This window comes from Streptomyces sp. NBC_00523, assembly GCF_036346615.1.
GTDB lineage: Bacteria > Actinomycetota > Actinomycetes > Streptomycetales > Streptomycetaceae > Streptomyces.
On record NZ_CP107836.1, the window covers coordinates 3,985,177 to 3,998,463 of the forward strand.

At 70.8% G+C, this 13,287-nt stretch carries 14 protein-coding genes; 6 read left to right on the top strand and 8 right to left on the bottom strand.

Annotation, left to right across the window (positions count from 1 at the left end; translation table 11 throughout):
* Window positions 1-20 precede the first annotated feature (20 nt).
* Entirely contained in the window at window positions 21-356 is a 336-nt protein-coding gene (locus tag OHS17_RS18005) for a DUF2516 family protein (RefSeq protein WP_018101634.1), read from the top strand.
* On the opposite strand, the gene OHS17_RS18010 is transcribed toward OHS17_RS18005, so the two are convergent.
* The 3 genes from OHS17_RS18010 to OHS17_RS18020 form a co-directional block, all read right to left on the bottom strand.
* Entirely contained in the window at window positions 338-1,675 is a 1,338-nt protein-coding gene (locus OHS17_RS18010; RefSeq protein WP_330312988.1) for a PP2C family protein-serine/threonine phosphatase, read from the bottom strand. The genes OHS17_RS18005 and OHS17_RS18010 overlap by 19 nt on opposite strands.
* Before the next feature lie 323 nt (window positions 1,676-1,998).
* The gene (locus OHS17_RS18015; protein WP_330312989.1) at window positions 1,999-3,051 is read right to left on the bottom strand and encodes a C40 family peptidase; all 1,053 of its coding nucleotides are present in this window, start codon (window positions 3,049-3,051) and stop codon (window positions 1,999-2,001) included.
* 288 nt (window positions 3,052-3,339) lie between these two features.
* On the bottom strand, window positions 3,340-4,119 hold the full coding sequence (locus OHS17_RS18020; RefSeq protein ID WP_330312990.1) for a class I SAM-dependent methyltransferase: 780 nt from the start codon (window positions 4,117-4,119) through the stop codon (window positions 3,340-3,342).
* A 210-nt stretch (window positions 4,120-4,329) separates the two neighbouring features.
* Here OHS17_RS18020 and mshA point away from each other — a divergent pair, with 210 nt between their 5' ends.
* Both mshA and OHS17_RS18030 read left to right on the top strand, forming a co-directional pair.
* Window positions 4,330-5,694: a D-inositol-3-phosphate glycosyltransferase gene (gene mshA, locus OHS17_RS18025; RefSeq protein ID WP_330312991.1), complete on the top strand. Its 1,365-nt coding sequence runs from the start codon at window positions 4,330-4,332 to the stop codon at window positions 5,692-5,694.
* Between the two features lie 95 nt (window positions 5,695-5,789).
* Window positions 5,790-6,314, top strand: a complete 525-nt coding sequence (locus OHS17_RS18030; protein WP_161207981.1) for a YbjN domain-containing protein — start codon at window positions 5,790-5,792, stop codon at window positions 6,312-6,314.
* Window positions 6,315-6,321: 7 nt separating this feature from the next.
* Here OHS17_RS18030 and OHS17_RS18035 read toward each other — a convergent pair whose 3' ends face one another.
* Complete coding sequence (locus OHS17_RS18035) at window positions 6,322-7,329, bottom strand: phosphotransferase family protein (protein WP_330312992.1); 1,008 nt, start codon at window positions 7,327-7,329, stop codon at window positions 6,322-6,324.
* 197 nt (window positions 7,330-7,526) lie between these two features.
* Between OHS17_RS18035 and OHS17_RS18040 the strand changes: the two genes are divergently transcribed.
* Entirely contained in the window at window positions 7,527-8,327 is an 801-nt protein-coding gene (locus OHS17_RS18040) for a hypothetical protein (protein ID WP_330312993.1), read from the top strand.
* Between the two features lie 7 nt (window positions 8,328-8,334).
* Here OHS17_RS18040 and OHS17_RS18045 read toward each other — a convergent pair whose 3' ends face one another.
* The 3 genes from OHS17_RS18045 to OHS17_RS18055 are packed head-to-tail and all read right to left on the bottom strand — an operon-like array spanning window position 8,335 to window position 9,675.
* Window positions 8,335-8,577, bottom strand: a complete 243-nt coding sequence (locus tag OHS17_RS18045; RefSeq protein WP_330312994.1) for a hypothetical protein — start codon at window positions 8,575-8,577, stop codon at window positions 8,335-8,337.
* A complete protein-coding gene (locus OHS17_RS18050; RefSeq protein WP_073964763.1) occupies window positions 8,574-8,822 on the bottom strand; it encodes a hypothetical protein in 249 nt (82 codons plus the stop codon). Before OHS17_RS18050 ends, OHS17_RS18045 begins: the two co-directional genes overlap by 4 nt.
* A gap of 58 nt (window positions 8,823-8,880) precedes the next feature.
* Window positions 8,881-9,675: a hypothetical protein gene (locus tag OHS17_RS18055; protein ID WP_330312995.1), complete on the bottom strand. Its 795-nt coding sequence runs from the start codon at window positions 9,673-9,675 to the stop codon at window positions 8,881-8,883.
* 60 nt (window positions 9,676-9,735) lie between these two features.
* On the opposite strand from OHS17_RS18055, the gene OHS17_RS18060 reads away from it, so the two are divergent.
* Entirely contained in the window at window positions 9,736-10,929 is a 1,194-nt protein-coding gene (locus OHS17_RS18060) for a Shedu anti-phage system protein SduA domain-containing protein (RefSeq protein ID WP_330312996.1), read from the top strand.
* A gap of 81 nt (window positions 10,930-11,010) precedes the next feature.
* On the opposite strand, the gene OHS17_RS18065 is transcribed toward OHS17_RS18060, so the two are convergent.
* Complete coding sequence (locus OHS17_RS18065) at window positions 11,011-11,769, bottom strand: phosphoglyceromutase (protein WP_018101617.1); 759 nt, start codon at window positions 11,767-11,769, stop codon at window positions 11,011-11,013.
* A 203-nt stretch (window positions 11,770-11,972) separates the two neighbouring features.
* Between OHS17_RS18065 and OHS17_RS18070 the strand changes: the two genes are divergently transcribed.
* Window positions 11,973-13,277 (top strand): MDR family MFS transporter, encoded by a 1,305-nt coding sequence (locus OHS17_RS18070; protein ID WP_330312997.1) that lies wholly within the window; start codon window positions 11,973-11,975, stop codon window positions 13,275-13,277.
* The last annotated feature ends 10 nt before the right edge of the window (window positions 13,278-13,287 follow it).

The following is a 13,287-nucleotide window of genomic DNA, read 5'->3' on the forward strand; positions in this document are numbered from 1 at the left end:
CTGACTAGGCGGTGCACATCATGTTGCTCGACGGCTTCAACTCGTTCCTCGGGCTGCTCTCCGCGGCCATGCTCGTCCTCGCCGTGGTCGCGCTGGTCATGGCCCTGATGGCCCGCGAGGACGCCTACCGCGCCGCGGACAAGCAGAAGAAGTCCTTCTGGCTGATCATTCTCGGCATCGTGGTCGCGGTGAACCTCTGGCCCATCTTCATCTTCCTGCAGATCGCCGGGCTGATCGCCACCATCGTCTTCTTCGTGGACGTACGGCCCGCCCTCAAGGCCGTCAGCGGCGGTGGCCGCCGACGCGGCGGATCCAGCAGCGACGGCCCGTACGGCCCCTACAACGGCGGGCGCTGAGCCGCCGCCGGTGAGGCCGGGCGCGGGCGCGGGATGTTCACGCGCCGCGCGCCGACCGGGGGCCGGGACCGGGCGGTTTCCTGGTCGCGGTCGAGCAGCAGGACCGCGACGTCGTCCGTCAGCTCGCCGCCGTTCAGCTCCCGCACCTGGGTGACCGCCGCCTCCAGCAGCTCCTCGCCGGTCAGGCCCTCGGCGAGCTGCCGGTTGATCATCGCCACCATGCCGTCCTGGCCGAGGCGCTGCGTGCCGTCGCCGACGCGGCCCTCGATCAGGCCGTCTGTGTACATCATCAGGCTCCAGGCGCCGCCCAGCTCCACCTGCCGTCGCGGCCACCGCGCACGCGGCAGCAGGCCCAGGGCCGGTCCGCCGTCCTCGTACGGGAGCAGCTGCGCCGCCCGTCCGTGGCGGGCGATCAGCGGCGCGGGGTGCCCGGCCAGGCACAGGCCCGCGCGGCGGCCGTCCGGGGCGATGTCCACCGTGCAGAGCGTCGCGAAGATCTCCTCGCTCTCCCGCTCGTGCTCCAGGACCTCCTGGAGGGTGGACAGCAGCTCGTCGCCGCACAGCCCCGCCAGCGTCAACGCGCGCCACGCTATGCGCAGTTCCACGCCGAGCGCGGCCTCGTCCGGGCCGTGGCCGCAGACGTCGCCGATCATCGCGTGCACCGTGCCGTCCGGGGTGCGGACGGTGTCGTAGAAGTCCCCGCCGAGCAGCGCGCGGCTGCGGCCCGGGCGGTAGCGCGCCGCGAAGCGCAGGTCGGAGCCGTCGAGGAGCGGGGTCGGGAGCAGCCCGCGTTCCAGCCGGGCGTTCTCCTCGGCGCGCAGCCGGGACTCGGTGAGCTGGTGCTGTGCGACGTCGGCCCGTTTGCGTTCCACGGCGTAGCGGATGGCCCGGCTCAGCAGCCTGCTGTCCAGCTCGCCCCGGAAGAGATAGTCCTGCGCGCCCACCCGGACCGCCTCGGCGGCCAGCTCGGCGTCGTCCTCCGCGGTGAGGGCGAGCACGGCGTGCCGGGGTGCGATCCGCAGGACGTGCTTGAGCGTGGCGAGTCCGTCCTCCTCGCCCTCGCCGTCGCCCCGCGCCTCGGCGCCGGCCGGCAGGGCCAGGTCGAGCAGGATGCAGTCCACGTCGTCGGTGAGGAGCCGGCCCGCCTCGGTGAGGTTCCGGGCGGCACGGATACGGACCCGGGCACCGGCCGCGGTGGAGAGCTCCGGGGCGGTGAAGGTGCCCGCCGGGTCGTCCTCGATCACGAGGAGGGTGAGGCCGGCGCCGGAGCTGTTCTCCGCAGCGGGCGCGGAACACGGCTGCGGTACGGATACGGGCATCGGTTCGGGTTTCCTTCCCTCCCCCCGAGGGCGCGGCGGAGCGACGAACGACGTCCCGCCAGACGGGGACCATAGCGGTCCGGACCAGGGGAACGGAATGCCGACCCGCCCGCCGCGGCCGGCATATGCACCGCCATAAGCCGCGTCCCACCACGGATCAGGCACGGTGGGCCGCGCTACAGCGACATGACAAAGGTCACGCGCAACCCACCCCCGACAGTGGCCCGCCTCACCCGGGTTGCCCGGGCCCTGCGCCCCCAGGCAACCACGTCCGGCGCGGCCACGCGCCGCCCCGTCCCGCCGTCCCGCCGTCCGCCCAAGGACTACGCGTCGGGGCGGACCACGCCGAGTATCTGCATCGAGCCCGCGCCCGCCAGGGTGACGTCGCGGCCGGGGCGCGGGGCGTGGATGATCTGGCCGTTGCCCACGTACATGCCGACGTGGGTGGCGTCGGCGTGGTAGATGATCAGGTCGCCGGGGCGCATGTCCTTGATCGCGATGTGCGGCAGCAGCCGCCACTGCTCCTGCGAGGTGCGCGGGATCGGGCGGCCCGCGGCCGCCCACGCCTGGGACGTCAGCCCGGAGCAGTCGTACGACTTGGGGCCCTCCGCGCCCCACACGTACGGCTTGCCGATCTGCGCGGTCGCGAAGGCCACTGCCTGCTTGCCGAGCGGGCTCGCGTCCCGGTTGATCTCCTGCAGTGCGCCGGAGTCGAGCCAGGCGGTCTGCGCCTGCCGCGCCGCCTCCTGCTCCAGTTCGAGGAGCCGGGCCCGCTCCTCCTTCTCCAGCCGCGATTCCAGCTTCTTCGCCGCCGCTATCTGCGAGTTGATCTTCTTCTTGGCCTTGGCCTGCTTGACCCGGCTGGCTTCCAGCTTGGTCCAGTTGGTGCTGGCGTCCTTGGTGTACGTCTCCAGGTCCTGCTGCGTCCTGGTCAGTTCCTCCAGGAGCCCCTTGCCGGCCTGCTGGCCCTGGCGGTTGCGGCTGATGCCGTCGAGGAAGAGCTGGGGGTCGCCGCTGAGCATGAGCCGCGCGCCCGGCGGGAGCCCGGCGTTGCGGTACTCCTCGCGGGCCTGGGCGCCGGCCCGGTCCTTGAGGGCGGCGATCTTCGCCCGGCCCTCGACTATCGACTGCGCCAGCCCGACCAGCTCGCCCGACTGCTTCTTGGCCTTCTCCTCGGCGAGGTTGTACGCGTCCGTGGCGGCGCCCGCCTCCAGGTACAGCTCGTCGATCTCCGCGCGCACCTGTTCCAGGCTCTTCCCGCCACCATCGGCGGACCCCGGCGGTGTCGGTGCGGCGAATGCCTGGACCGGCGAGGCGAGGACCGCCAGCGCGCAGACCAGAGTCATCGCGGCGGCGGCACAGTGGCGTCGGTACACGAGCTCCCCCTCCGAGCAGTTCCCAACTGTTCGAGCAGTACCAGAAAACTGATTAACCGTCAGTAACATGTGGCGTCGACCAGATCGTGCCATGCCGTACTGAAAAGCAACAGAGGCAGACACACTCCGGCCTTCGGGCGGCACTACGCTCTTCCGTCACTCCCCGCCACCCCCGCGCCCCCGACTTCCCCACTCACTCCGACGAACGATGCCCGCCGGCCGTTCCCACCGCAGGGGTGAATCCCGGCGCAACGAGGACGCGCCCTCGCGCTGTCCGAGTGCGCCCCCTCACCACCCCCCGGGTTCCAGCGCCTCCCACGCCACCGTGACCTCGCCCTGGCGCCACCGCCGCACCCCGTCCGTCAGCGGCCAGTCGCCCGAGAGCGCCCGCACCGCGGTGATCCAGCGCTGCCGGGCCCCGAGCGAGGCGTAGGGCGCCGCGGCCGCCCACGCCCGGTCGAAGTCGCGCAGGAAGGCGTGCACCCGCTCACCCGGGACATTGCGGTGGATCAGCGCCTTCGGCAGCCGTTCGGCGAGATCGGACGGCCGGTTCAGCGAGCCGAGCCGGGTCGCGAAGGTCACCGTGCGCGGTCCCTCCGGCCCCAGCGCCACCCACACGTGCCGCCGCCCGATCTCGTCGCAGGTGCCCTCCACCAGCAGCCCGCCCGGCGCCAGCCGCTCGCACAGCCGCTGCCAGACCCCGGCCACCTCGCCCTCGTCGTACTGGCGCAGCACATTCGCCGCCCGGATCAGGGAGGGCCGCTCCGGCAACGGGATCTCGAAGCCCCCGTGCCGGAAGGTGAGGCCCTCGCGGGCGTACGGCTGCGCGGCGGCGACCCGCTCCGGGGAGATCTCGATGCCGACCACCGCGGTACGCGGTTCGGCGGTGCGCAGGCGTTCCAGCAGCTCGACGGCGGTCCAGGGCGCGGCCCCGTAACCGAGGTCGACGGCGACGGGGGTGTCGGCGCGGCGCAGGGCGGGGCCGTGCGTGGCGGCGATCCAGCGGTCCATGCGGCGCAGCCGGTTCGGGTTGGTGGTCCCGCGGGTCGCGGTGCCGATCGGGCGCATGACACAGAGCGTAACGATCCGGGCGGATGCGGGCGCCGGGCGGGCGGGAGAGCATCGGGACGGCCCCCGCGTTTGTGCCGTAATGATTTGGCAAAGCGGAAATGAAAGGAGGGATTCCGCTGTTCCCCACCTTCGAAGGGACCGTGTGCCCCTTCGGTGCCATGCCGTGAACCGCGCCGGCACCGGGGCCCAGCGAGGAGGACGGACGACGTGACCCAGTACGTCTCTCGGCTCGGCACCAGCCGTGGCGCACCACGTCTCAGGTTCCCCGCAGGTCTCACCGGCTCCTTCACCGCCGGTCACCGCAGGCCCCGCCGCATCGCGATGCTCTCCGTGCACACCTCCCCGCTGCACCAGCCGGGGACGGGCGACGCCGGCGGAATGAACGTGTACATCGTGGAGCTGGCCAAGCGGCTGGCCGCGATCAATATCGAGGTCGAGATCTTCACCCGCTCCACCACCGGAGGGCTGCCCTCCGCCGTGGACCTGGCGCCCGGTGTCCTCGTCCGGCACGTCGACGCGGGGCCGTACGAGGGTCTGGCCAAGGAGGAGCTGCCCGCGCAGCTCTGCGCCTTCACCCATGGGGTGATGCAGGCGTGGGCCGGTCAGCGCCCCGGTTATTACGACCTCGTCCATTCCCACTACTGGCTCTCCGGACACGTCGGCTGGCTGGCCGCGCAGCGCTGGGGCGTTCCCCTCGTGCACGCCATGCACACCATGGCGAAGGTGAAGAACGCCGCGCTCGCCGAGGGCGACAGCCCCGAGCCCGCCGCCCGCGTCATCGGCGAGACCCAGATCGTGGACGCCGCCGACCGGCTGATCGCCAACACCGCCGAGGAGGCGGGCGAGCTGGTCCGGTTCTACGACGCCGATCCGCAGGCCGTCGCCGTCGTCCATCCCGGCGTCAACCTCGAACGCTTCCGTCCCGGTGACGGCCGGGCCGCCGCCCGCGCCCGTCTCGGCCTCCCGCAGGACGCCCTGATCCCCCTCTTCGCGGGCCGCATACAGCCGCTGAAGGCCCCCGACGTGCTGCTGCGGGCGGTCGCCGTGCTGCTCGACCGGAACCCCTCGCTGCGGTCCCGGATCGTGGTGCCCGTCGTCGGCGGCCCCAGCGGCAGCGGCCTCGCGAAGCCGGAGGGGCTGCAGAAGCTCGCCGCCCGGCTGGGCATCGCGGACGTCGTGCGGTTCCACCCGCCGGTCGGGCAGGACCAGCTCGCCGACTGGTTCCGGGCCGCGTCCGTGCTGGTCATGCCCTCGTACAGCGAGTCCTTCGGACTCGTCGCGGTCGAGGCCCAGGCGGCCGGGACACCGGTCGTCGCGGCGGCCGTGGGCGGCCTCCCGGTGGCCGTGCGCGACGGGGTCAGCGGCTTCCTGATACCGGGGCACGATCCGGCCGCGTACGCCCAGGCGCTGGAGCGGTTCGCGCGGGCGCCGGAGCTGGTCGCCCGGATGGGCGGGGCGGCGGCGGAGCACGCCCAGCGGTTCGGCTGGGACACGGCGGCGGCCGCCACCGCGGACGTGTACACGGCCGCGATCCAGGAACACCGCAGGCGGGCCCGCACGCGTCACGTGTAACAGCCCGGCCGCCTCTTCCCGCGCCCGTTCACGCGTAACCCTCCTCACCACCGGTCCCGACCGCGCGCCTTTGCCACCTGACGTACGCTCGAAACATGGCTGACGCACCCGTACCGGCGAAGAACGAGGCCACCCGGGCCGCCCAGGTCCTCGAAGCGAGCTTCGCCGACGCCGGGCTCGACTGGGAGAGCCCCGCACCGGGCAACTATGTGGTCCAGCTCCCCGGCACCCGCAAGCTGTCGACCACCTGCTCACTGATCGTCGGCGCGCACAGCCTCTCGCTCAACGCCTTCGTCATCCGGCACCCCGACGAGAACGACGCGGCGGTGCACCGCTGGCTGCTGGAACGGAACCTGCGCCTGTTCGGCGTGAGTTACGCGATCGACCCGCTCGGCGACATCTACCTCACCGGCAAGCTGCCGCTGTCCGTGGTGACGCCCGAGGAGGTGGACCGGCTGCTCGGCTCCGTGCTGGAGGCGGCGGACGGCGCCTTCAACTCCCTGCTGGAGATCGGCTTCGCGACCGCGATCCGCAAGGAGTACGCCTGGCGGGTCTCGCGCGGCGAGTCCACCCGTAATCTCGACGCCTTCGCGCACCTCACCCGGCGCTCCGCGGGCTGACCTCGCGTCACCCCCGTACGCGCGTCGCCGACTCGATCTCCCTCAGCGTGGCCTCCAGGCGGGGCGCGACCTCGTTCCAGGTCCACTCCAGCTGGTCCCCGGAGGTGCCGCGCGGCACGGTCTCGACCAGCATGATCAGATACAGATACGCCCGGTAGAGCGCGAGCCGCAGCCGCAGCGAGGCGTCGAACTCCACGGGCCCGCCCGGCGCCTCTTCCCCGTAACCGGCGAGGAAATCCTTGTCGTCCGCGATGTCACCCAGCAGAGCGAGCGACACGAAGTCGGCGGCCGGGTCGCCCCAGAACATCCGCTCCCCGTCGATGACCCCGCCCACCCGCCGGGCGCCCGGCTCACCGGTGACCAGGATGTTCCCCTGCCACAGGTCGAAGTGGACCAGGGCGGGCCGGGTCACGTCGTCCAGCGCGTACGCGGCTGCGCCGAGCACCGCGCAGGTCTCCGCCGCCGTACGGGGCAGCCGGGCCGCGTACGTCCGCGCGTCGGCCAGGACCGCGTCCGTCATCGTGGTGAACGCCTGCCGCCAGGTGGGCGCGAGCGGGCCGAGCGCCTGCGAGGGGTAGCCGAAGCCGCCCGGCGCGGGCACGCCGTGCAGCCGGCCGATGATCCGCCCGAGCTCGGTGCGCAGCCGCGCCTCCTCGCCGTCGGCCATCGCGCCGGTCAGCTCGTGCCAGGGGCGGCCGGCGCGGGCGGACATGACCACGTACGGGCCGGTGGCGGCGGCCGGGTCGAGCTCGGCGCGTACGACGAGGGGCACGGAGGTCTCGTCGGCGGCGGCCCGGTAGAACGTCACCTCGTTGACCAGCAGGTCGTGTTCGTACGAAAGGCAGTCCCCGGCGGCCGGCGGCGGCACCTTCACCACCCGGTCCCGCCCGTCCGTCAGCCGGACGCGGCTGACGGCGTTGTACGTGCCCCCGGTGAGCGGTTCGCAGGAGGCGACCAGACCGGGCGGCGTGCCCAACGCGGCGAGGACATCGGCGGGAACGGAATCGATCGGCACGGCGGGCTCCCCCTGAACGGTGTGCGCGAAGTGATCACGACGTCGTCACGATCACGTGCGATGCCCAAGGTAAAGGATTGCCAAACCACAGCGGGCTCATAGAGTTGGATCACCCCCACGCACCCCTATTTCAGCCGCGCCGAACCCGGCGGGGCTGCTCGCGTGCGGGCGAAACACTTTGAGCAGAAGGACGGGCCATGCGACCCACTGTCATACGCCGTACCGCCGTTGCCGCCACCGTGATGTCCCTGGCGCTGTTCACCGCCGCCTGCGGTTCGGACGGCGACGACAAGGGCGCCGACAAGGCGGCCGGCTCCTCGGCCCAGCCGTCGGAAAAGGGCGACGACAAGGGCGCGGAGGCCCCCGCGAAGGCGCTGTCCGCCGCCGAGCTGGAGCAGGTCTCGCTGGCGCAGGGCGACGTCAAGGACCACAAGATCACCAAGGCCGGTCCGGCCGACCTGATCGACGCCAAGGACGTGACCGCGGACAAGGAGTCCTGCGACGTCTTCGGCGACGCGCTGATGGGTGCCAAGGCCGGTTCGCCCGTCGCCAGCACGCAGCGCAAGGTGGCCAGCGTGCCGAAGAAGGGCGCGGACAAGGACATCGCCGACCCGGAGGAGGCGTTCAAGGCCGCCTTCGACATCACGACCACGATGACCACGCTCGCGTCGTACGACGGCAAGGGCGCCGAGGAGACGCTGGCCGCGCTGCGCACCGCCGCGACGGACTGCGCGGGCGGCTTCACGCTCACCGTCGGCGGGGACAAGCAGAAGGTCGCCAAGATCGCGGAGGAGCAGGTCAAGGGCGGCGAGGGGGCGGCGGCCTGGACGGTGACGGTGGAGTCGGACGGCGAGAAGAACTCCCTCAAGCTCACCGCGCTGCGTCAGGGCGCGACGCTCGCCACGCTCAGCTCGATGAACCTCGCGGCCGCGGGCTCCGGCGAGGACTTCGACCTGCCGACCGCGGTGATCGACGCGCAGGCGAAGAAGCTCGCCTGACCTTCCGTCAAGGAAGCGGAACGAGCCGTACGACGGTGACGGTGAGGACCGAACCGGAGACGTAATAGAGCACGATCGCCCCGGCGACCGTCGCCTCCCGGCGATCGTGCTCCCCCTTGACGGCGGTCGACCCGTGCCCATAGGGCTCACGGCCCAGGGTCGCCGCCATCCCGGCCCGGAATGTTTCACCGTCCGCCATCTTGGCAAGGGTGTCGTCGGCGGGCGGCGCGTAGGAGATCCGGAAGCTCAAGCGACGCTCCGCCTCTCGGCCTCGTCCCGCGCCAGCCGGTCCAGAATCCGCTCGGCCTCCGGATCGGGCACGGCCTCCAGCATCCAGTGCCGCATCACGGCCTGGATCTCATGCACCCCCGCCTCGTTGATGGCCCGCTCGAACTCCGCCCGCCGCCCCTCCGGCAGCGCGTCCCGGATTGCCGGAATGCTGTTGGGCACCTCGACCTCGGCACCCCCGACAAAGGTCTTCAAAGGCTCACCCATAACCGCCCTCCCGCTCTTCCCCGCAGGGCGCCCAGGGTACGGGCCGGGGTGACGCGCGTCACTCCCGTCTGCGCCACCACCGGGTTGGGGCGGGCGCCGAGTCATGGGTCTCGGCGACGGGTTGCCGCGGCAGACCTCGTACGGCGGTACGTATCCGGTCGAAGCCGGCCACGCGATGACACGCCATCCCGCTCTCGCCGGGCAGTAGGACGCCGAGGCACACGAGCCGGAAGCTGCGTTCCTCGAGGTGGCGCCCCACGAAGACCGGCGCCCCGGCACAGCCGTGGGGGATGCGCCCGCCCCAGACGAACTCCTGTCCGTCGCCGCGCCGTACGATCTCACCGATGATCACGGCCTGTTCCCGCTGAGTGCGGTCCGGCCCCACGTCATGGCCCAGTACATATGCCGGCATCGGACCGTCGCCCAGCAACGCGAGGTCCTCCGGCTTCGCGGCGATGCCGTCGGTGATTTCATCGGTCGCCCACGCCCACTTCTTCCGCCGCGCGAGCGAGTGCAGCACACCTGCGGGCATGACGGAGACGCCGGTGTCACCGAGGGGCGTCCAGCCCTCCTGGAACCCCATCATCATCAGGCCGTTCGCGCTCATGGGGGATTCCGAGAGCCCGGGCCGCAGACGTATCTCGGCGAGGTCGTACCGGGTCAACGCCCCTGCGGTCATGAGGTACTGCACGTACGTTTCGTTGTCGTCGTCCACGGCGATGAGGTCGTTGAACCAGAACGCGGTCCCGAAGGTATCGCCGCGGTGGGCCTGCTGGTACGGCAGCGTGGAGCGGCCGCAGTTGTCGAGGATTGCATCGATGATGGACCGGTGATCGGTCGTCTGCGCGGACACAAGAGCCGAACTTATCGGAGCTCATGCGTCAGACTCCCGCTCATGCCCACACGATCTGACATGGCTCTCGAGATGCACCTCGGGCGGATCCTCGCTGCCGCTACGGAGGAAACCGTCAAGAGCGCGCTTGCCGCGACTCTGCGCCACATTCGGTCCGGCACCGGAGGGAGGCGAAAGGGAGGAAAGCGGCTTACGGAACTCCTCGGCGCGGCGCGACTCACGGCCGCTCAGCCGGAGGAGTGGGAGGTCGTGCGGTCACTTCAAGATGCTCTTCACTACGCGGAAGGAAGACTGCTCAGACCCGACTACGAAGAGAAGTACCGATTGCGTTATGTGGATCACGGCCCTCGTGACGAGTTGGGGCTCGGTTCGATTTCGAGAACCGTGGCCATGATGAACGAATTCTGGTGCGCGGAAGCCGAGAGATACCTCGAAGACCATCCTGATTGTAGTCTTGCGGAGATTGTGCAATACGTTCGCGGGCTGGGTGCGGACGCTCGATTCATGCAAGCCCCCGCAGAAGATCCGGCGCGCTACTACATACCTCGTGGGATGGCAGAGCACGCGCTGTGGACCGAGCGAGTGCTGAACAATCGGGTGGAGATAAAAGATCCAGCGGGAGCCGCGCGCCGAATCGTGTCGTCCCCCGATGCGCTTGCGGTCCTCGGGGCGGATGCAGACGGCCGTACGGTCCTGCTTGCGGCAGAGCTGCAACGCAGGGCGACCCACCTGCGTGAGCTGCGGCGACTGGCTGAAGATGCCACTACGACCGAGCACGCTCTGCAGAGGGCCCTAAAGGGGATGCACTGGATATTCGGCGGACACTTCATCGGGGAAGCCCGGCAACGAAGGTTGGTGCCTGGAGACGAGGTTGACATCCCGCTCATCCGCGGGGACGGCTCTCTGTACATCGTCGAACTGAAAAGAGCTGCTGGTGTGAAGCTGGTGAAGGAGCATCGAGGCTCCTGGGTGCCGAGAAGAGAGGTGTCCGAGGCCGTTGGTCAGGCCATCAACTACCTCGTCGGCCTGGACGAGAGCCGAGAACGAATATTGACGGAGTTCGGGATCGATACGCGTCGGGCGAGCGCACTCGTCCTCATCGGGCACCCGCTGAGTCAGCCAGAAATTGCAGAAGCGGAAATCAGCGAGGCTCTGCGCATTCACGCATCACATCTGAACCGGGTTGAAGTCCTCACGTACAAGGAGCTGATCGACAGCGCGGAGAGAGCCCTCGCGTTGGGTGATGTGATCTGACGTAAGGTCTGCTCGCTCAGCGGGGTGCCACGCGAAGGCCCCCGTCCGACGATGCAGGGCGGGGGCTTCTCGGGGCTGTCGTTACTTCTTGCCCTGGTTCTTCACGGCCTCGATGGCGGCCTTGGCCGCGTCCGCGTCGAGGTAGGTGCCGCCCGGGTTCAGGGGGCGGAACTCCGCGTCGAGTTCGTAGGTGAGCGGGATGCCCGTGGGGATGTTCAGGCCCGCGATGTCGGCGTCGGAGATGCCGTCGAGGTGCTTGACCAGGGCGCGGAGGCTGTTGCCGTGGGCGGCGACCAGGACCGTGCGGCCGGTCAGGAGGTCCGGGACGATGCCGTCGTACCAGTACGGCAGCATGCGCGTGACGACGTCCTTCAGGCACTCCGTGCGCGGGCGGATCTCCGGCGGGATCGTCGCGTAGCGCGCGTCGTCGCTCTGGGAGAACTCGGTGCCGTCCTCGAGGGCGGGCGGCGGGGTGTCGTACGAGCGGCGCCAGAGCATGAACTGCTCCTCGCCGAACTCGGCGAGCGTCTGCGCCTTGTCCTTGCCCTGGAGCGCGCCGTAGTGGCGCTCGTTCAGACGCCAGGAGCGGTGGACGGGGATCCAGTGGCGGTCCGCGGCCTCCAGCGCGAGCTGGGCGGTGCGGATGGCGCGCTTCTGGAGGGAGGTGTGCAGCACGTCGGGGAGCAGGCCGGCGTCCTTCAGCAGCTCACCGCCGCGGACCGCCTCCTTCTCGCCCTTCTCGGTGAGGTTGACGTCCACCCATCCGGTGAACAGGTTCTTCGCGTTCCACTCGCTCTCGCCGTGGCGGAGGAGGATCAGCTTGTACGGTGCGTCGGCCATGAGTCCGAGCGTAATCGAACCCGTCCGAGGCGCGCGCGACCGGTCACAGAGCGGACAGGGCCGGAGGAGGGGGCGTTCCGTCGTTTGACGGGGGGCGTCAATTGAGTGGCAGCGGCCTCCCACGGATTCGTAATGTTCGGACCGTCGGTGGGCCTCTTACTTCCCCCGGCGTCATCCGTCGTACGTCCCTGGGGGGAACCCGTATGTCTGCCACCGGTCTCGGACGGGCCACCCGCGCCACCCGGGAAACCGTCTCCGGGCTCCCCAGGGAGTTCTGGTGGCTGTGGACCAGCACCCTGGTCAACCGCCTGGGCGCGTTCGTCGCCACCTTCATGGCCCTCTATCTGACCCTGGACCGCGGCTACTCCGCCTCGTACGCCGGTCTCGTCGCCGCCCTCCACGGGCTCGGCGGGGTCGTCTCCTCGCTCGGGGCCGGGGTGCTGACCGACCGCATCGGGCGGCGGCCCACCATGCTCGCCGCCCAGCTCTCCACCGCCGCCGCGGTCGCCGTGCTCGGCTTCATGACGCATCCGGCGGCCATCGCCGGGGTCGCGTTCGTCGTCGGCATGGCGAGCAACGCCTCCCGCCCGGCGGTCCAGGCGATGATCGCCGACATCGTGCCCGCGAAGGACCGGGTGCGGGCCTTCTCGCTCAACTACTGGGCCATCAACCTCGGCTTCGCGGTCTCCTCCGCCGGTGCCGGGTTCGTCGCCGAGTACAGCTATCTCGCGGGCTTCGTCGGCGAGGCCGCGATGACCCTCGTCTGCGCGGTTGTCGTCTTCCTGAAGGTGCCCGAGTCCCGGCCGGAGCGGTCCGGCGGGCCCACGGTCGGCGGGGTGCCCGCCGACGACGGCGTACGGCTCTCCACGGTGCTGCGCGACGGACGGTTCATGGGCGTCGTCGGCCTGTCGTTCGTGATCGCGCTGATCTTCCAGCAGGGTTACGTGGGCCTGCCGGTGGCCATGGGCGCGGACGGGCTCAGCAGCTCCGACTTCGGTACGGCGATCGCCGTCAACGGCGTCCTCATCGTCGTGCTCCAGATCCCCGTCACCCGGTTCATCCAGAGCCGCGACCCGCGCCGGCTGCTCGTCGCCTCCTCGCTGCTCGCGGGGTACGGGTTCGGGCTGACGGCCTTTGCCGGTTCCGTCGGGGTGTACGCGCTGACCATCAGCGTGTGGACGGTCGCCGAGATCATCAACGCGCCCGTGCAGAACGGCCTGGTCGTCCAGCTGTCCCCGGCCCACGGCAGGGGCCGCTACCAGGGCATGTACACCCTGTCCTGGTCGGCCGCCGCGCTGATCGCCCCGCTGATGTCCGGTGTGGTCATCGACCACTTCGGCGCCGGCTGGCTGTGGGCGACCACCGCACTCCTGGGCACGGTGGCCTCCGCCGGCTACTGGTTGCTCATGCGCGGCCTGCCGAACGCGGAGACCGCGGTGGCGGAGACCGCCGCACCGGCGCGGCCGGCCGGGGCACGGGTCACGAAGGCGGAGGCGTCACCCTCGTAACCCGTACGGC

Coding starts and splice junctions, on each gene's coding strand:
- OHS17_RS18060 (WP_330312996.1), top strand. CDS start 9,736: ATGGCTCTCGAGATGCACCTCGGGCGGATCCTCGCTGCCGCTACGGAG.
- OHS17_RS18065 (WP_018101617.1), bottom strand. CDS start 11,769: ATGGCCGACGCACCGTACAAGCTGATCCTCCTCCGCCACGGCGAGAGC.
- OHS17_RS18050 (WP_073964763.1), bottom strand. CDS start 8,822: ATGGGTGAGCCTTTGAAGACCTTTGTCGGGGGTGCCGAGGTCGAGGTG.
- OHS17_RS18030 (WP_161207981.1), top strand. CDS start 5,790: ATGGCTGACGCACCCGTACCGGCGAAGAACGAGGCCACCCGGGCCGCC.
- OHS17_RS18070 (WP_330312997.1), top strand. CDS start 11,973: ATGTCTGCCACCGGTCTCGGACGGGCCACCCGCGCCACCCGGGAAACC.
- OHS17_RS18040 (WP_330312993.1), top strand. CDS start 7,527: ATGCGACCCACTGTCATACGCCGTACCGCCGTTGCCGCCACCGTGATG.
- OHS17_RS18020 (WP_330312990.1), bottom strand. CDS start 4,119: ATGCGCCCGATCGGCACCGCGACCCGCGGGACCACCAACCCGAACCGG.
- OHS17_RS18005 (WP_018101634.1), top strand. CDS start 21: ATGTTGCTCGACGGCTTCAACTCGTTCCTCGGGCTGCTCTCCGCGGCC.
- OHS17_RS18010 (WP_330312988.1), bottom strand. CDS start 1,675: ATGCCCGTATCCGTACCGCAGCCGTGTTCCGCGCCCGCTGCGGAGAAC.